Source organism: Pseudomonas sp. GW821-FHT07G10, assembly GCF_059418545.1.
This window is the reverse complement of sequence record NZ_JBWKQB010000008.1, coordinates 26,764-44,569: the sequence shown is the minus strand read 5'-3', so window position 1 is coordinate 44,569 and position 17,806 is coordinate 26,764. Positions and strand designations below refer to the sequence as shown.

Below are 17,806 nucleotides of genomic sequence, written 5' to 3'. Positions count from 1 at the left end.
TCACCTTGCGAGGACTCACCCATGACAACCCCACACTCCCCGATTCGCGTCGGCATCATCGGCGTCGGCAACTGGGCCCGCCACGGTCATCTGCGCGTGCTTGATCTGCTGCCGCAATATCACTTGCAGGCGGTGTACAGCGAAAATCGCGACCGCGCCGAAGCGGCAGCCGGTGAATACGACATCATGCAAGTGGCGGATTCCGTCGACGGGCTGGTCAACAACCCCGAAGTCGACCTCGTCCTGGTCCTCAACACCGCGCCCCAACACGAAAAAACCGTGCGCGCCGCCATCGCCGCCGGCAAAGACGTCTATTGCGAATGGCCGCTGACCACCACCACTGCTGACTCCGAGAACTTGCTGCAACTGGCGAACGATGCCGGCGTGCGTCACATCGTCGGCTTGCAACGCCGCCATGCGCCGCACAACCGCTATCTGCAAGACCTGCTGCAACAAGGCTACGTCGGCAAAGTGCGCTCGGTGCGGATGCACGTCAGCATGAACTACTTTCAGGCCCTGCGCCCCAACGCCCTGCGCTGGACCGCCCCTGAGGAAAACTTCTCCAGCGTGATCGCGATCTATGCCGGGCACTTCCTCGACATGCTCTTCACCGCCACAGATTGGCCGAGCAGTGTCTCGGGGTTGATGGTCAATCAGTTCCCCAAGATCACCATCAAGGAAACTGGCGAAGTGCTGGAGAGCAGCGCTCCAGACCAACTGGTGCTCAGTGGCCTGCTGGAAGACGGCGCAGTCATTTCGGTCCACATTGAAGGCGGCAAGCGCAACGGCTCGGGCGTGCAGATCGATATCACCGGCGACCAGGGCGACCTGAAAATCACAAACCGCTCCGCCTTTGGTGATGTCGGCGATGATTACGTGATTGAGGGTGCCCACGGCGACAATCTCGCGCTGCAATTACTCCCGCTGCCTGAGTGCTACCAGCGCCTGCCGGCCTCTTCATTGCCATCGGCCGTACTGGAATTGGCGGAGCTGTATCACGTGTATGCGCAAGACGTGGCCGAAGGCACCCATGCGGCGGCGACATTTAAGGATGCGCTGCGCTTGCATCAGTTGCTGGATGCGGCAAAAAGCGGGATTCAGTCGCCACTTAGCCTGCTCCGCTCAAGCCGGTGAAGGGGGCTGCTGTAGTAGCGGCGGTAGAAGAAGGCGCGTGCGGCGTTACCCGACGCGCCAGTCTGTCATTTGCCGGCGTCAAGCACGACGCGGTAGCGCGCCTTGCCACTGCGTAAGTGATCGATGGCTTCATTGACCCGGCTCATGGGAAAGTGCTCGACCTGCGGCAGGATCTGATGACGAGCGCAGAATTCCAGCATGGTCGCCGTGGTACTGGGCGAACCCACCGGCGAGGCAGATAAGGTCTTCTGTTGCGCAAGCAGGTCGAACACGTGCACTGGAATAGCGCCGGGCACTGCGCCAACAAAATGCAGGCGTCCCTTGCCGCGCAGGGTTGCGAGCATGGCCGGCCAGTCAAGGTCGGCGTTGGCGGTGACCAAGAGAAAATCCAGGGTGCCGGCAATGGATTTCAGCGCATTGCTGTCGGTCGAGGCGACTACTTTGTGCGCGCCCAGGCGTCTGGCTTCGTCCTGCTTGCTCAACGACGAGGTAAAGGCCGTGACTTCGCAGCCCCAGGCGTTAAGGAAGCGCAGTGCCAGATGACCGAGGCCACCGATGCCCACCACACCGACCCGGTCGGTGGGCTTGACGTCGAATTCCACAAGCGAGTTGAACACCGTCGAACCGGCGCAGAACAGAGGGCCGGCCATGGCCGGGTCGAGTCCATCCGGTATCGCAAGAGCCCAGGCCCAGTGCGAACGCAGGCGGTCGGCGAAGCCTCCGTTGCTGCCGATGATGGTGGGTTGGACTGTGCCACATAGGTGATGGGAGCCTCCGATACACGAGGAGCAATGCATGCAACTGCCCTTGTACCAACCAATACCCACCCGTTGTCCCACTTCAAGACCGCGTACTTGAGCGCCCGCTCGCACGATACTGCCGACCGCCTCGTGGCCGGGGATAAAGGGGTAGTGGCTAATGCCCCATTCGTTATCGATCAGTGACTGGTCGGAGTGACAGACGCCGCAATACTCCACGGCGACTTCCACCTCCTCGTCCCCCAATGGACCGGGATCGTAGCTATAGCGTTCCAGTGGAGCACCGGCCGCCGTTGCGGCCCAGCCGGTGAAGGAAGTGAGTTCGGTACTATCGCTCATTGGATACCTCCAGATCAGGAGACAGGGGCTTTGGCAGCTCAGGTGCCGCGGCGGAGCCAGGGGAGTGTAGCGTGTCGCTTGTCGTCGTCTCTGTTGCCGATATCTTGGTCAACCATTGCATTCATCGGTTGAATCCAATGCCGAAAGCGGGCATTTCAGCTCATTCACGTTTGGCTGAATAGAGTACGTCTGAACTGCCTGTCACCGTTGTAGCGCGGCGGGTTGAGGCCGCAGCAACGCTGATCAGTGCCCAAGGCGTGATTGAGTCTAGCACCCCGGTACGGCCGTGCTTCGCTCAAGGAACTCCTGACCGTGGCCCCGAAGGGCGGTGAGGAATTCTAAGCCATGGACACCAACAAAGACGGTTACCTCTCCGAAGCCGAGGTCTACACGTTCAGGACCAACCAGTACACCTTCAACGGCAAGAAAATGCTCATTGAACTGTTCACTCGCATGAGCCAGGCGAAGGGCTGATACGTCTCTGTTGTTCCAACCTCCCGGTGCTCGCCTGCAGGGAGGGTTTTACGACCGCTGGAGAACGCCCATGACCGGTCAGCTGAAGGCAGCACGGTAGGCGAAAATGCCCGGTATTCCTCCAGTCATCAGAAAGAGCAAATTGCTGCCGGCCGGGAATTCGCCACGGCGGACGGATGCCAGCAATCCGGCGAATGCCTTGCCGCCGTATACGGGATCAATGAGCAACCCTTCATGGGAAGCCAGTAGACGGGTAGCCTCCAGCATGGCTTCGGTCGGGGCGCCATAGGCGTCGCCACGCTGGCTGCCATCCACGCTGAGCGCGCTTTCAGCCAGTATGGTGGACGGGTCAAGGAGGTGTAGAACTTGTCGGGTTTTTTCCAGGGTTATACCGAAAGCTTGTTCTTCTGTTCCAAGTACGGTGTATCCGATAATTCGCGTTGATGCTCGGGCCAGGGTGACGCCGGCCAGCAAGCCCGAGTGGGTCCCGCTACTGCCATTGGGGACGACTATACGGTCGAGATGGAGTCCCAGAGCATCCGCCTGGCGAAGAACCTCGGCTGCGCATGCGGTATAGCCCAGACAACCTCTGGGACTTGAACCGCCCAACGGCATGACAAAGGGCCTTTTACCCTGTCGCTTGAGCTTCTCGACCAGCTCTGCTGCATAGGTGTCGGGAACAGCCCCGAGGGGTAGCCGATGGATCGCAGCGCCAAAAAGAGCGTCCAGCAGGACGTTGCCGTTAAGGCGATAGTCATCATCTGTGCGCACGCCAGATTGGGTCAGAATCAGTTCGCAGGTCAGGCCTTGGCGGGCGGCTACTGCAGCGGTCAACCGAGCGTGATTGGATTGAAGACCGCCCCAGGTCACCAGGGTGTCGGCGCCCTCGGCGAGTGCCTCGCCGAGCAAAAACTCCAACTTACGCAGTTTGTTTCCACCCCCGCCGAGGCCAGTCAGGTCATCTCGCTTTACGTAGAGATTGCATCCGTTCAGCTCGGGCATTTGGCTCAATCGAGACAGTTTCTGGATCGGTGTGGGGCCTTCCAGCAGCGCCACCCGGGGGTAGGCCGCAAGCGCGGTGTCAAGGTGACTCAGGTCGTGAGGCATGGAGGTTCTCTCGCGAACACGTAGCTTTTTAGTTGAAACGCTTCAGTGGGCCGCGGAGGTGCTGCGGCGAAAGATCAGCAATTTGGCGACTGAGCGTTGACGCAACTCACCGTGCTGGTTGAGCGTGTCAGTCTGGAACGTAACAAGACCGCGATCAAGCCTGGACTTCGAAGGATTGATGGCCAGGACGGAGGTCTCGATGTGCAGTTCGTCTCCAGGACGAGTAGCGGTAGGCCAGCTCAGCTCGCTGCCAGCGCCGATAAGACCCGCATCCAAAGGCAGGCATGAGACAAGTAAGCGCATGGTGATGGCGGCCGTATGCCAGCCGCTTGCAGCGAGCCCGGCAAAAAAAGTTTGCTCAGCCTCCTGATTGTCCAGATGAAAAGGTTGGGGGTCGAATTGCTGTGCAAAACTCTTTATTTGCTGCTCATCGATCAGGTATGTGCCGCTGCGGAACGTGTCGCCGATTGATAAGTCGTCCAGGAACAGCTTGTGAAGGGGGGTTGCATCATTCATGGGATCAACTCCGATAGGCCTGATTTTTTTGCGCTTCATCAACAATATTACAGCAATAATATGCTTTGGCAGTTTGCATGCTGCAAGTCTCTATTTTTGTGGCGTAGAAAAACCGGACGGATGGTGGAGGGGAGGAGGGCTAACGAACCCTCTGGTACACCAAACCAGAGGTGTCAGTGACTGCGATTACGCTCCAGGCCTGGCCCGTTCTGAGAAGGGAGCACCAGTGCCTGTCACCGTCCGACTTGCACAACGTACACGCCACCAAGAATTGCTGCGATGGCTAGAAGATCAATCACATGTACTGGCTCCCGGGCCACGAAAAATCCGATCAGCAACGCCACAACCGGTGGAATGTAAGTCACCGAGGCCGCTGCAAGCGCACCAAGGCGTTGCACAATGAAATAATAAAGAATGTACGCAAATCCAGTACCAAGAAGGCCAAGACCAAGAGATACGCCAAGAAAAGCCCGGCGATCTTCAGCCAACCGTGGCGACGGGATTAACAATCCTCGCAGCCTCGCTTCGAATTCAGGGGGATTACAAGCAGTCACGTGCAGCCTTGTTCAGGGCGCTGAGGCCAAACGGCGACGCTAACGGGGCTCGCTGATATAAGGACACCTTGCTGCCAGCCGCAGCCTTTTCAGGCGAGGGCAAAGTTTAATGTGTTTGACCCTTACGGGAGAACCCCTTGTTTCTGCCCGTCGTCAGCCCAGTGCAACAGTGCCAGGCGCCCGAGCACCGCAGCTTCGATGCCGGCGGCGTCGAGCCCGCATTCGGCGAGCATTTCGGCGGGCTGGGCGGGTTCCAGGTAGCGATCCGGCAGGCCCAGATGAAGGATCGGCTGGACCAGGTTCTCGTTGGCGAGGAATGTGGCCACCGCGCTGCCGGCACCGCCCATGATGCTATTTTCCTCGATGGTGACCAAGAGTTCGTGGCTGGAGGCCAACTTGCGTATCAAGGCCTCGTCCAGCGGTTTGACGAAGCGCATGTCAGCCACCGTGGCATCCAGCTCTTCGGCGACCTTGAACGCTTCCGGCAACTGCGTGCCAAACACCAGCAGGGCGACTTGCTTGCCGCGGCGACGAAGCACGCCCTTGCCGATTTCCAGGGGTTCCAGGCCAGGTTCGATGGCCGCGTTCGGCCCACATCCACGGGGATAGCGCACCGCCGCCGGGCCTGGGTAGCGGAAGCCGGTGGTGAGCATGCGGCGCAATTCGTTCTCGTCGCTGGGGGTCATCACCAGCATTCCGGGAATGCAGCGCAGATAGGAGAGGTCGAAGCTGCCCGCGTGGGTCGGACCGTCCTCACCGACCACACCGGCGCGGTCGATAGCAAACAGCACGTCGAGATTTTGCACCGCGACGTCGTGGATCAACTGATCGTAGGCGCGCTGGAGGAAGGTTGAATAGATCGCCACAACCGGCTTCAGGCCAGAGCAGGCCATGCCGGCGGCAAGGGTCACGGCGTGCTGCTCGGCGATGGCGACGTCGAAATAGCGATCCGGGTAGCGTTCGCTGAAGGCGATCAGGTCGGAGCCCTCTTTCATGGCCGGAGTTATGCCGGTCAGGCGCGAATCGGTGGCGGCCATGTCGCACAGCCACTGGCCGAAGACATTAGAGTATTTCGGTCCGCTCGCCTTCTTCGGCGGCTGCGCACCGGCGGGCTCCAGCTCCAGTTTGGTGATGGCGTGATAGCCGATCGGATTGACCTCGGCAGGGGAAAACCCCTTACCCTTCTTGGTGACCACGTGGAGGAACTGCGGCCCCCTGAGGTCGCTCAGGTTGCGCAGGGTGGCGAGGAGGGTCGGCAGATCGTGGCCGTCGATCGGGCCGATGTAGTTCCAGCCGAGTTCCTCGAACAGGGCGCCGGGCACCAGTATGGCCTTGGCGCATTCTTCGGTGCGGCGAGCAATCTCCCAGGCGCCGGGCAGGCGCGACAAGATTTTCTTGCTGCCCTCGCGCACGCTGGCATAGGTGCGGCTGGAGAGGATCTTCGCCAGATAGTTGGACAGGCCGCCGACGTTATTGGAGATCGACATGTCGTTGTCATTCAGGATCACCAGCATGTCGGCCTTCACATCCGACGCGTGGCTGAGCGCCTCGAAGGCCATCCCGGCCGTCAGTGCACCATCGCCGATCACGGCAATGGATTTGTGTCTCTCACCCTTGAGGCGCGAGGCGATGGCCATACCCAGGGCGGCGCTGATTGAGGTACTGGAATGACCGACGCCAAAGGTGTCGTACTCGCTCTCGATGCGGCGCGGGAACGGGCCTATGCCACCCTTCTGGCGTAGGGTGTGCATCCTCCCCCGGCGACCGGTGAGGATCTTGTGTGGGTAGGCCTGGTGGCCGACGTCCCATACCAGGCGGTCGTTGGGCGTGTCGAAGACATAATGGAGGGCAATGGTGAGTTCGATCACACCGAGCCCGGCGCCGAAGTGGCCGCCCGTCTGACCGACGATGTAGAACAGCTCCTGACGCAACTCATCGGCCAGTATTTCCAGCTCCGCCTCGCTGAGCAGACGCAGTCGGTCCGGCGTCGCGGCGCGGTCCAGCAGTGGAGTGGCGGGGCGCATGCGGGGGATCTCATGGAACGTCTTGGACATCGGAGGATCCTTTAGCGGACTTGGCCAATGGTCGCAGGTGACGCCGGTTGGCTCAGTGGCGCCGTTCGACGATATAGCAGGCCAGGGCGCGCAGCGGCTCGGCGCCGACGCCGAACGGATGCAGAGCGGAAAGGGCCTGGTCGTGCAAACTGCGGGCGTAGGTCTTGGCCGCATCGAGACCGAGCAGGGCCGGGTAGGTCGGCTTGTCGTGGGCAATGTCGGCGCCCTGGCGTTTGCCGAGGGTGGCGGTATCGCTCTCCACGTCGAGAATGTCGTCCTGCACCTGGAAGGCCAGGCCGATGGCCCGAGCATAGTCGCGCAGGGCTCGTAGCGAGGCTTCGTCTGCGTTACCGCTGGCCAGCGCGCCAAGCTGCACGCAGGCTTCGATCAATGCGCCAGTCTTGTGTCGATGCATGGTTTCCAGAGCGTTCTGATCGAGCTGGTGACCAACCGCCTCGAGATCGATGGCTTGGCCACCGACCAGGCCGGCAGGGCCGACGGCACGCGCCAGGATACCGCACATTTCCAGGCGAACTTCGGCACTCTGAGGGTTGTGCCGGGGATCGGCGAGCACCTCGAAGGCCAGCGCCTGCAGGCCATCGCCTGCGAGGATCGCGCAGGCCTCGTCGAACGCCTTGTGGGTGGTCGGCTGGCCGCGACGCAGGTCGTCGTCATCCATCGCTGGCAGATCGTCGTGAACCAGCGAATAAGCGTGGATCAGCTCCACTGCGCAGGCGGCGCCTTTGGCCTGTTCCGCCGCGCCGTCGAGGGCTTCGCAAGCGGTATAGACCAGCATCGGGCGGACCCGCTTACCGCCGTTGACGACGCTGTAGCGCATCGCCTGGTACAGGCGTTGCAGTTCGTCGCGTGGAGGTAGCAGGAGTTCTTCCAGAGCGGCATCGACGCGCGCCTGGCATTGTTTTTGGTAGGTCGCGATCATGCTTGAGTGTCCACGCCGAAGGGCGCTGTTCGAGGAGCACGCCGTGCTTGAGGAGGTTCTGCACACTCTGCTCGGTCTGTATCAGGGGCAACCGGCTGCCACGGTTTTAGGGGAGGACTTTCGAAATCGACGGTGGCTTTCTTGGGGGCCATGGGCAGAAACCAGTGTCGGCAGCGGTTCAAAAAACAACTCAATACTGACACTAGCAGAGCGATTGCTCTGCGGCAAACGCTACAACCGGCGCGTCGTCGAAGGGCGAATGACGCCAAGGATCAATGCCCCGTGAATCAGGCACTATAGACTCGTCCCTTCCAATGAGAACGGACTCCACGCCAGTAGCGGATCGCCGAACTCCAGGTCATGCCAAGGTAAAACGCTGCGCCCAGTGGCAGCAACAAGGCCCAGAACGGAGACATCCGGTAGTAGCGTAATATCGGCAGATAGCTCAGCGTCATGGCCCCCCAGGCAGTCAGCGCCCACGGTCGAGCAAGTGGCAAACTCAGCAAGGCGAACGGTGCCGCATAGGCGACGACAAACATCACCGTCACGGTCAGCAGTATCCATATGGAGTAGCCGAGCTGGGTAAAAGCTGAACGCGCGACCATATCGTGGATAGAGATCAGGGTGCCGTAAGGGCGCCGGCTAATCACCCCACGGCTAAGGCCCAGCCAGGTACGATAGCCAGCGTTTTTGACCTGTCGTGCCAACGAGCAATCGTCGATCAATGCATCCCGCAGGCAGGTAAAGGCACCGATACTTTGCAGGACCTCGGTATCGACCAGTACACAGCCGCCCGCTGCCGCGGCCACGTACCGATGGCGAGAATTGGACAGGGCAAACGGATACAGCAATTTGAAGTAATAGACGAACGCCGGCAACAACAGATGATCCCAAAAGCTGGTGCGGCGCAGGTCTGCCATCAACGAAACAAACTGCTTCCCCTCACGCTGTTTGAACGCCCGCAGCGCCGACAGCAGGCCAGGCTGCAACTGGATGTCGGCGTCGAGCAACAGCGTCATGGGCGTACGCACGTGGGACTTTCCCTGCTCCAATGCCCACAGTTTTCCGGCCCAGCCCTCCGGTAATGGCTGGCCGCTGACGACGCGAGTGTCAGGAAAGGCGCTAGCAATAGTGGCCGTGGCGTCGCTGGACTGGTCGTCGATGACCACCACCTGCAACCCTGTGCCCTGTGCCTGCAAGGCGGTCAGGGTAACGCCGAGCGTGTCGGCTTCGTTGCGTGCCGGAATCAACACGGTAATGTCGCTGAGATCAGTCTTACCGCCGGTGTGTGAGTCGGCCTCAAGCCGTTCGCGGGTGCTCCACGGCCGCCATGGCGCCACGAGCAGGCCGACCCAGATCACGGCAGGGAGAAGTGTAAGCGCCCAGCCGTACGCGGACAGGGTCAATGTCGCCACTAGCCTTTACCGGGATCCGCACCGGTGGGGTCGACGATGCGAACCGGGATGCGTGCGGAGGGGGGCTCGACACGTTCGCTGTAGAGCACAGGTAGCGCGGGCGCCATGACGCCATCGGTGCGGGGGCCGAACAGGGCCACACGCATCGCTTTCAGTGGATGGTCGAAGGTGTCGTTGACGGCGCTGCCTTCGAAGCCGCAGTGGGCCATACAGTTGTCGCACTTGGGGTTAATACCGACGCCATAGTTTTCCCACTGGGTTTCTTCCATCAATGCCTTGTAGGTCGGCGCGTAACCCTCATCGACCAGCAAGTAGCAAGGCTTCTGCCAGCCAAAAATATTGAAGGTCGGGTTGGACCACGGCGTGCACTGGTAGCGTTGGTTGCCGGCGAGAAAGTCGAGGAACATCGAGGACTGATTGAACACCCATTTGCTCTTGCGTTCCTTGCCGCGCTTGAACACCTCGCGGAACAGGGTGCTGCTCTCGGTGCGGCCAAGGAACACGTCTTGACGCGGTGCGTGCTCGTAGCTGAAACCGGGTGACACGGTGATGCCCTCGATGCCCAGGGACATGGCGTAGTCGAAGAAATCAGCGATGTTGTCCGGCGGCTCTTGATTGAACAAGGTGCAATTGATGGTCACCCGATAGCCGCGAGAAAGCGCTAGCTTGATCGCCTCAACGGCTTTGTCGAACACGCCTTCCATACACACAGAATCATCGTGGCGCTGCTGTAAACCATCCAGATGGATAGACCAGGTGAAGTAGGGGGACGGTTCGTATTCATCGATGTGCTTGGTCAGCAGAATCGCGTTGGTGCACAGATAAACGAACTTCTTGCGGGCAATAATGCCCCGCACGATCTGCGGCATTTCCTTGTGAATAAGGGGCTCGCCACCGGGAATGGAGACCACGGGCGCGTCGCATTCGTCCACGGCGCGCAAGGCATCCTCGACGCTCAGGCGCTTGCGCAGGATGTCCTTGGGGTGGTCGATCTTGCCGCAACCTGCGCAGGCCAAATTACACTGGAACAGGGGCTCCAGCATCATCGCCAGTGGATAGCGGTGCTGGCCTCTCAGCTTCTTGCCGAGGATGTAGCGTGCAATCCTGGCCTGTTGAATAAGGGGAATGCCCAAGGAAGTCTCCGCGATTTCTGTCTGCCATCTACCATCGGGAACTTAAGAAAGCGGCGTGAACAGGTCGGCATGTTCTCGACGCAGGCGCTCCCACTCGATCTTGAACCAAGGCGTAAAATGGTGTGGTTGTTCCGCCAGTTCCGTGTCCAGCGTTTCCGGAGAAATATACCGCAGCGCCGAGACTTCGTTGAGGTTGAGCGTGGGCACTTCGTCGCTGCGCCCGGCATACACCCAGCACAACTCATGCTCGGCGCCTTCTGTGTCGAACTGTGCCTGGTATTCGAATTTGAAGAGAAACTGTAGCGAGCATTGCATGCCCAGTTCTTCACCGAGACGTCGTTCAATGGCTACGTCCAGCGTCTCGCCACGCCGTGGATGGCTGCAGCAGGTGTTGGACCAGAAGCCCGGCCACAGGCGCTTACCCGCTGCCCGTTGCTGCAACAGCAACTCGCCTTTGCGATTAAATACCAACAGCGAAAAGGCCCGGTGCAGCAAGCCTTGCCCCTGATGCGCGGAGGCCTTGTCGAGAAACCCGATTTCCTGATCGAACCTGTCGACAAGAACCAGCTGCTCGTCATTAAAGGAAACCACGTCCGTCGATTCACGCCACTGGCGACATTCCTGTTCCTGGCTAGCCAAAATCAACCTCCTCGAGAGATCCCGTTTTGGCAGTGTAGCGTAGCGCAGAATCTCCATTGCGCAGATTTCGATCTAACGTCGATTGCTATCAACGAGCAATTGTTGTAATCAACCCCACATGCCGACCCCTTACTTCGTCAGCACGTTCGCCACCTGGTTGGGCAGCGGATTGGTCGTTGCCGCCGCCGGCTATGCCGTCGTCGCCTTGGGCGCTGTGCTCAAGCACCTTCGCGCACCGACTCCTCTGGCGGGCGTCGGTGGGCGGGCGCACCCGGTGTCTGTGCTCAAGCCCTTGCATGGCGCCGAACCGCGGCTGTACGAAAACTTGCGCGGATTCTGTCAGCAGATCCGCTCGGGTGATCAATTGATATTCGGTGTGCGCGAGCCTCAGGACCCCGCCATTGCTGTGGTGCAGAGGTTGTGCGCGGAATTCCCGCAGCTGGCCATTGACCTGGTCGTCGATCCCCGCGTGCAGGGCGTCAATCTGAAAGTCAGCAACCTGCTGAACATGATGCCGCTGGTCCGTCACGACTGGCTGGTGCTGGCCGACAGCGATATCAGTGTGCCTGCGGATTATTTGTCGCGGGTGACGGCGCCGTTGGCGGACCCAAGTGTGGGAATCGTCACCTGCCTATATCACGGAGTCCCGCAGGGCGGGTTCTGGTCGCGTCTGGGCTGCCTTTTCATTGACGACTGGTTTGCACCTTCGGTCTGCCTGGCGCATGCCTTCGGCTCCAGGCGTTTCGCGTTCGGCTCGACGATCGCGCTGCGCCGCGAAACGTTGCAAGCCGTCGGCGGCTTCGAGGTGTTGCGCGATACCTTGGCCGATGATTTCTGGTTGGGCCAGCTGACTCGGGAAGCCGGGTTACGGACCGTGCTGTCGGAGGTATGGGTGGGCACTGAAGTCAGCGAAACCCGCCTGAGCGAGCTATGGATGCACGAACTGCGTTGGCTGCGGACCATCCGTGCCATCTCGCCAGGCGGCTTTGCGATGAGCGTTGTCTGTTTCACCTGGCCGGTGTCGCTGGTGGGTCTTACGCTGGCGCCTTCGACGCTGAACGTCTGCCTGGCGGTGGTCGCGGGTGTTGCGCGGGTTGCGCAGTTTTTTCTCGGGCGCAACGTCAGACGCCTATCGACACCTTGGTATTGCGTGCCGTTTACCCCCTTGCGCGACCTGCTGCTATTAATGGAGTGGGCAGTGGCCCTGACCGGTCGGCGGGTGAAGTGGCGCGGCAACGTTCTGCATGCGCGCAAGGGCGGACCCATACGCTATAGTTGACCGTGATTTTCTGTAGTGCGTTCGCAGGCGGTTGGCAAATCTCGGTCCAGTGACCGTTGGAGCTAATAATTCCTATGAAGACGCTTTTTCTGCAGGCGCCGTCCTTCGACGGTTTTGACGGTGGTGCTGGTTCACGTTATCAGGCCAAACGCGAGATCAAGAGCTTTTGGTACCCCACCTGGCTGGCCCAGCCCGCCGCGCTGGTGCCCGGCTCACGTTTGCTGGATGCGCCGGTGGAAGAGCTCACGGTGGAGGAATCGCTGACGATTGCCGCCGAATATGAGCTGGTGATCATCCATACCAGCACACCTTCGTTCCCCACCGATGCCAAATTCGCCGAACTGCTGAAGGCGCGCCGTCCCGAGATCCTGATCGGCATGGTCGGCGCCAAAGTGGCGGTCGATCCCTCTGATTCACTGACTGCCTCGCCGGCGATCGATTTCGTGGCGCGCGAGGAGTTTGACTTCACCTGCAAGGAAATTGCCGAGGGCCGGGCGTTCAAGGACGTCACCGGCATCAGCTACAAGCTCGCCGACGGCAGTGTGCAGCACAACCCGCCGCGGGTAATAATCGAGAACATGGACGAATTGCCGTTCGTGGCGCCCGTCTACCAACGCGACCTGAAGATCGACCGCTACTTCATCGGCTATCTGAAACACCCTTACGTGTCCATTTACACCGGCCGCGGCTGCCGCTCCAAGTGCACGTTCTGCCTCTGGCCACAGACCGTCGGCGGCCATCGCTACCGCGTTCGCTCGGCCGCCAACGTGATCGCCGAGGCGAAGTGGATCAAGGAGAACATGCGCGAAGTCAAGGAGCTGATGTTCGACGACGACACCTTCACCGACAGTTCCAACATGGACCGCGTGCACGAGATTGCCCGGGGCCTGCACGCGTTGGGTTGGACCTGGAGTTGCAACGCCAAGGCCAACGTACCTTACTCCTCGCTGAAGATCATGAAGGACAACGGCCTGCGTTTGCTGCTGGTTGGCTACGAGTCCGGCGACGACCAGATACTGCACAACATCAAAAAGGGCCTGCGGACCGATATCGCGCGGACCTTCACTGAAAACTGTCGCAAGCTGGGCATTCAGGTGCACGGTACCTTCATCCTTGGCCTGCCCGGCGAGACCAAGGAAACCATCGCCAAGACCATCGCCTTCGCCAAAGAGATCAATCCGCACACCGTCCAGGTGTCGCTGGCGGCACCGTACCCTGGCACCACGCTGTACAAGCAGGCGGTGGAGAACGGTTGGTTGCAACCCAACCGGGACATGAACCTGGTCAACGAGAAAGGCGTACAGCTGGCGCTGATCAGTTACCCGCACCTGTCCAAAGAAGATATTTTCCACGGCATCGAGACCTTCTACCGAAGCTTCTACTTCCGGCCCTCGAAGATCTGGGAGATCGTTAAAGAAATGCTGGGTAGCTGGGACATGACGAAGCGCCGCCTGCGTGAGGGGGTGGAGTTCTTCCGCTTCCTGCGCGAGCACGAGGCTTGAGCGCGATGCGTGTCGGGCGGCCGCGCCTGATCGTCACCGCGGACGACTTTGGGCTGCACGCGGCGGTCAACGAGGCTGTCGAACAGGCGTATCGAGAAGGGGTGTTGCGGGCCGCCAGCTTGATGGTGGCGGCGCCCGCAGCGGCCGATGCCGTCGACCGTGCCCGACGTATGCCCGGTCTTGCCATTGGCCTGCACTTGGTACTGGCTGACGGCAAGGCCATGCTGCCAACGGCGAGTATTCCTGATCTGGTGAATGCCCAAGGCTGGTTCGACAGCGCCATGGTGCGCAACGGCTTCCGGTTTTTTTTCCTGCCCCGTGTACGGCGCCAACTGGCCGCCGAGATCCGCGCCCAGTTCGAGGCCTTCGCGGCGACCGGCTTGACGCTAGACCACGTCAATGCGCACAAGCATTTCCATCTGCATCCGACCGTCTTATCACTGTTGCTCTCTATTGGCCGAGACTTCGGACTGCACGCCGTGCGGCTGCCCGCCGAGCCAGGCATGGGACCGTGGCTGCGCCCTTGGCTGGGCTTGATGCGCCAGCGCCTGGAGCGGGCCGGGGTGATCTATAACGATCATGTCTTTGGCCTTCGGCACACCGGCGGCATGGACGAGGGCGTGCTGCTGGAGATGTTGCAGCAGTTGCCCAGCGGTCTTTCGGAATTGTATTTGCACCCGGCGGTTCACGGCGGGTTGACGGCCGGCATGGCCGACTACCGCCATGCCGACGAACTGGCGGCGCTGTTGTCACCACGGGTGCGCAGCGCCATCGAAGGTTGCTGCCAGTTGTGCCACGGTTTCTGCGATCCGGCGGCGGCTGCAGCATGAAGCGGCTCAGCTACCTTGCCGGGCTGCTCGGGCTGGCGGCAATCATTTATATGGTGGTGCATGAGGACGGGGCCGCCATTCTCGGTGCCCTCGACCATGCCGGCTGGGCCTTGCTGTGGCTGCTGCCTTTTCATGCATTGCCGTTGCTGCTGGATGTACTGGGCTGGCGCATGCTGCTGGCACCGCGTGACCCGCAACGACGCGCCGGTGTCTGGGCCCTGTTCTGGATCGCCGCCATTCGCGAAGCCTGTAACCGACTCTTGCCGGTGGTTAACATCGGCGGCGAGATCGTCGGCATCCGGCTGGTCAAATGGCGCGGCATCGACGGTGCAGCCGCCACCGCCAGCATCGTCATCGAAGTCTTGCTGACCCTGGTCAACCAGTACCTATTCACCGCGCTGGGCATCGTGTTGCTGATTGCGTTGACCCATCAGGTGGGCGCGCTGGACTCGCTGTTGATTGCCTTGGCCGCCAGCTTGCCGCTGCCGTTCGGGTTGTTCATGTTGCTGCGCCACGGCCAGGTGTTCTCGCGTCTGGAGGGGGTGGCGGAGAAAGTCCTTGGCGGTCGCAATCGCCTGACCGAACTGATCGACGGTTCTAATCTGGACCAGGATATTCGCGCGCTTTGTGCCAGCCCGATGCGGCTGATCGGCGCCGGTGCCTGGCAGTTTGCCGGGTTCTTGCTGGGCAGCGTCGAGACCTGGCTGGCGCTGCACCTGCTGGGTTATTCGATCAGCGTTTGGGATGCCATCGCCATCGAAGCGGTGACCCAGGCCCTGCGCCACATCATCTTCATCGTGCCCGCCGGTCTGGGGGTGCAGGAGGGCGGTCTGATCCTGTTCGGCAGCATGATAGGAGTTCCGCCTGATGTCAGTCTGGCGCTGTCACTGGTCAAGCGCATGCGCGAGGTGGGGGTTGGCGTGCCGGCGCTGATTTACTGGCACTGGATGGAAGTGCGCCGTCAGGCAGGACGGCAGTGCGATCAAGCTGCGCAATGATGCCCGACTGTTTATAGCGTTGAGTGACGAGAGGAGAATGTCCGATGCTCAGCAATGCCCTCACAGACGCTGCCGATCACGCCATGCGCCACTGGCGGGGCGAGGAGCCCGGCCGGATCAGGATCGGCTCCGAGGCGCATAAGCGATTGTTCTGTCGCATGCTGCTGGACACCCACAATCCCTACAAGCCCGCGGTAATGGTCTGGCCCGAACTGAGCCCCGACGTGTTGCAGCGCATTACGTCACTGCCGATCTGGGACATCGCCGTGCAGACCGAGGGGCGCGCGCAGCTGCAAGTGCAGACCTACTCCAATACGGTGAAGGACCTGCTGCTGCGTGAGGCGCTGAACATGGATGGCGGCGAAGAAGCGCGCCACAAGGTGGTGCTCAGCAAACTGGTCGAGGCCTACGGCATTCCCCTGGAGCCGGAACCGGACTATCTGGTGCCCAAGGACCCCGAATGGGGGTGGCTGGTGACCGGCTACAGCGAGTGCATCGACAGTTTCTTTGCCTTTGGCCTGTTCGAGTCGGCCAAGCTGACCGGTTACTTTCCGGCGGAACTGGTGGACACCTTCGAACCGGTGATCCAGGAGGAGGCCCGGCACATCCTGTTTTTCGCCAACTGGGTCGCCTGGTACCGGCGTCAGTTGCCGTGGTGGCGACGCGTGGCCTTTGAGTTCAAGGTTGCTCGCGTCTGGGCTTTCCTGATCTGGGAGCGCATCGGCATCGCCAAGGGGCTGGACAGCAACGACGAAATGCAGGACGCCAACTTCACCCTCACCGGGCATCAGCAGATCGGCCTGGATCTCAAGTTGCCCGAGTTGCTGGACCTGTGTCTAGCCGAGGATCGGCGGCGGATGGACGGCTACGACAAGCGCTTGCTGCGTCCGACCTTTGTACCGGGGCTCGCGCGTCTGGCACGCCGGTTCATGCGTTGATGGCTACCGGTGCTGCTCGAACCACCTGACCGCATCTTCCAGTGCCAGGCGGGCAGGGCCCGGGGCATAACCGAGCTCGCGCTCGGCCTTGGCGCTGGAGAAGAACATGCGTTTTTTGGACATGCGAACTTCCTCCACGGTGGCAATCGGCTGGGTGCCGGTCAGCCGTGCCCAGGCTTCTGCCAGATGAGCCACCGGCATGACCACGGCATGCGGCAATCGCCAGCGCGGCGGAGCCCGCCCGGCAATGTCGGCGATCTCGATCAACAGGTCGCGCAGGCTGAGATTATGGCCACCCAGGATATAGCGCTCGCCCACCACGCCACGCTGGAACGCCAGCCAGTGGCCCTCCGCGACATCGTCCACATGCACGACGTTGAGGCCGGTATCGACGTAGGCGGGCAAGCGCCCCGCGATGGCGTCGCGCACGATCCGGCCGGTGGGGGTGGGTTTGATGTCGCGCGGTCCGATCGGGGACGAGGGGTTGACGATCACCACCGGCAGCCCCTCGGCGGCAAGCTCCCGGACCAGCGCCTCGGCGAGGAACTTGGAACGCTTGTAGTGTCCGATCATGTCGCCCAGTGTCACCGCGGTGTTCTCGTCACCGGGGCGGCCATCCCCGGGATTGCCAAGGGTGGCGACGCTACTGGTATAGACGATACGTGGCACACCAGCCAGCCTGGCCGCTTCGAGTATTGCCCGCGTGCCGTCGACGTTGGTCTGATAGAGCTGCGCGGGAATTGGCGCCCACAGTCGGTAATCGGCCGCCACGTGGAACAGAGCGTCGCAGTCATCACAGGCGCGCTGCAGCGAAGTCGGTTGGGTGAGATCCCCTTCGATGACTTGCACATTCAGATTGTGCAGGTTGCGACGATCCGAGGTCGCCCGCACCAGCACCCGAACATGGTGGTCATCTCGCAGGAGGCGTCGCACTACGGCCGAGCCGACAAAGCCAGTGGCTCCGCTCACCAGTATTTTCACGGCACTTCCATCGGTAAATAATCCTTGAGTTCTCTGCCAGAGCTTGCTGTGGGAAGAGGATACTGAAATTTCCAAACAGTTCGTTTTTCAGTATGGACCAAATTTTCCTACTATATTGTTGCCAGAGGATTGTGCGAAAAGAGAGCCCTGAGCAACAGGGTTCAGGCGCGTCTGCCAGGCAGGCAAACGCCTCGCATCGCATCCTTCGGGGTAGA

At 61.0% G+C, this 17,806-nt stretch carries 16 protein-coding genes and 1 pseudogene; 7 read left to right on the top strand and 10 right to left on the bottom strand.

Annotated elements, in window-relative coordinates; all coding sequences use genetic code 11:
- The first annotated feature begins 21 nt into the window (after window positions 1-21).
- Window positions 22-1,134, top strand: coding sequence for a Gfo/Idh/MocA family protein (locus AC07O1_RS11825; protein WP_495088882.1), 1,113 nt, complete (start codon window positions 22-24; stop codon window positions 1,132-1,134).
- A 65-nt stretch (window positions 1,135-1,199) separates the two neighbouring features.
- Here the strand turns inward: AC07O1_RS11825 and ahr are convergent, their stop codons facing one another.
- The gene (gene ahr, locus AC07O1_RS11820) at window positions 1,200-2,231 is read right to left on the bottom strand and encodes an NADPH-dependent aldehyde reductase Ahr (protein ID WP_495088881.1); all 1,032 of its coding nucleotides are present in this window, start codon (window positions 2,229-2,231) and stop codon (window positions 1,200-1,202) included.
- Between the two features lie 282 nt (window positions 2,232-2,513).
- Between ahr and AC07O1_RS11815 the strand changes: the two are divergent.
- Window positions 2,514-2,705: pseudogene (locus AC07O1_RS11815) on the top strand (HvfA family oxazolone/thioamide-modified RiPP metallophore); the annotation flags it as partial.
- A gap of 78 nt (window positions 2,706-2,783) precedes the next feature.
- Here the strand turns inward: AC07O1_RS11815 and AC07O1_RS11810 are convergent.
- From AC07O1_RS11810 to idi, 8 genes are all read right to left on the bottom strand, one after another.
- Window positions 2,784-3,812 (bottom strand): D-cysteine desulfhydrase family protein, encoded by a 1,029-nt coding sequence (locus tag AC07O1_RS11810; protein WP_495088880.1) that lies wholly within the window; start codon window positions 3,810-3,812, stop codon window positions 2,784-2,786.
- Window positions 3,813-3,854: 42 nt separating this feature from the next.
- Complete coding sequence (locus AC07O1_RS11805; protein ID WP_495088879.1) at window positions 3,855-4,328, bottom strand: MaoC family dehydratase; 474 nt, start codon at window positions 4,326-4,328, stop codon at window positions 3,855-3,857.
- Window positions 4,329-4,561: 233 nt separating this feature from the next.
- Entirely contained in the window at window positions 4,562-4,882 is a 321-nt protein-coding gene (locus AC07O1_RS11800; protein WP_494992892.1) for an EamA family transporter, read from the bottom strand.
- Window positions 4,883-5,004: 122 nt separating this feature from the next.
- On the bottom strand, window positions 5,005-6,936 hold the full coding sequence (gene dxs / locus AC07O1_RS11795) for a 1-deoxy-D-xylulose-5-phosphate synthase (protein ID WP_495088878.1): 1,932 nt from the start codon (window positions 6,934-6,936) through the stop codon (window positions 5,005-5,007).
- 52 nt (window positions 6,937-6,988) lie between these two features.
- On the bottom strand, window positions 6,989-7,876 hold the full coding sequence (gene ispA / locus AC07O1_RS11790) for a (2E,6E)-farnesyl diphosphate synthase (RefSeq protein ID WP_494992894.1): 888 nt from the start codon (window positions 7,874-7,876) through the stop codon (window positions 6,989-6,991).
- A gap of 287 nt (window positions 7,877-8,163) precedes the next feature.
- Window positions 8,164-9,291, bottom strand: a complete 1,128-nt coding sequence (locus tag AC07O1_RS11785) for a glycosyltransferase (protein WP_495088877.1) — start codon at window positions 9,289-9,291, stop codon at window positions 8,164-8,166.
- A complete protein-coding gene (gene hpnH, locus AC07O1_RS11780) occupies window positions 9,291-10,424 on the bottom strand; it encodes an adenosyl-hopene transferase HpnH (protein ID WP_495088876.1) in 1,134 nt (377 codons plus the stop codon). Before hpnH ends, AC07O1_RS11785 begins: the two co-directional genes overlap by 1 nt.
- A gap of 42 nt (window positions 10,425-10,466) precedes the next feature.
- Window positions 10,467-11,120, bottom strand: coding sequence for an isopentenyl-diphosphate Delta-isomerase (gene idi / locus AC07O1_RS11775; protein WP_494992897.1), 654 nt, complete (start codon window positions 11,118-11,120; stop codon window positions 10,467-10,469).
- A 61-nt stretch (window positions 11,121-11,181) separates the two neighbouring features.
- On the opposite strand from idi, the gene hpnI reads away from it, so the two are divergent.
- The 5 genes from hpnI (at window position 11,182) to AC07O1_RS11750 (ending at window position 16,610) form a co-directional block, all read left to right on the top strand.
- On the top strand, window positions 11,182-12,342 hold the full coding sequence (gene hpnI / locus AC07O1_RS11770; RefSeq protein ID WP_494992898.1) for a bacteriohopanetetrol glucosamine biosynthesis glycosyltransferase HpnI: 1,161 nt from the start codon (window positions 11,182-11,184) through the stop codon (window positions 12,340-12,342).
- 74 nt (window positions 12,343-12,416) lie between these two features.
- A complete protein-coding gene (hpnJ, locus tag AC07O1_RS11765; RefSeq protein ID WP_494992899.1) occupies window positions 12,417-13,844 on the top strand; it encodes a hopanoid biosynthesis associated radical SAM protein HpnJ in 1,428 nt (475 codons plus the stop codon).
- A 5-nt stretch (window positions 13,845-13,849) separates the two neighbouring features.
- The gene (gene hpnK, locus AC07O1_RS11760; RefSeq protein ID WP_495012904.1) at window positions 13,850-14,674 is read left to right on the top strand and encodes a hopanoid biosynthesis-associated protein HpnK; all 825 of its coding nucleotides are present in this window, start codon (window positions 13,850-13,852) and stop codon (window positions 14,672-14,674) included.
- On the top strand, window positions 14,671-15,672 hold the full coding sequence (locus AC07O1_RS11755) for a lysylphosphatidylglycerol synthase domain-containing protein (RefSeq protein ID WP_494992900.1): 1,002 nt from the start codon (window positions 14,671-14,673) through the stop codon (window positions 15,670-15,672). Before hpnK ends, AC07O1_RS11755 begins: the two co-directional genes overlap by 4 nt.
- A gap of 44 nt (window positions 15,673-15,716) precedes the next feature.
- Window positions 15,717-16,610, top strand: a complete 894-nt coding sequence (locus AC07O1_RS11750; protein ID WP_495088875.1) for a ferritin-like domain-containing protein — start codon at window positions 15,717-15,719, stop codon at window positions 16,608-16,610.
- Window positions 16,611-16,613: 3 nt separating this feature from the next.
- Here AC07O1_RS11750 and hpnA read toward each other — a convergent pair whose 3' ends face one another.
- Window positions 16,614-17,666, bottom strand: a complete 1,053-nt coding sequence (hpnA, locus tag AC07O1_RS11745; RefSeq protein WP_495088874.1) for a hopanoid-associated sugar epimerase — start codon at window positions 17,664-17,666, stop codon at window positions 16,614-16,616.
- Window positions 17,667-17,806: the final 140 nt, after the last annotated feature.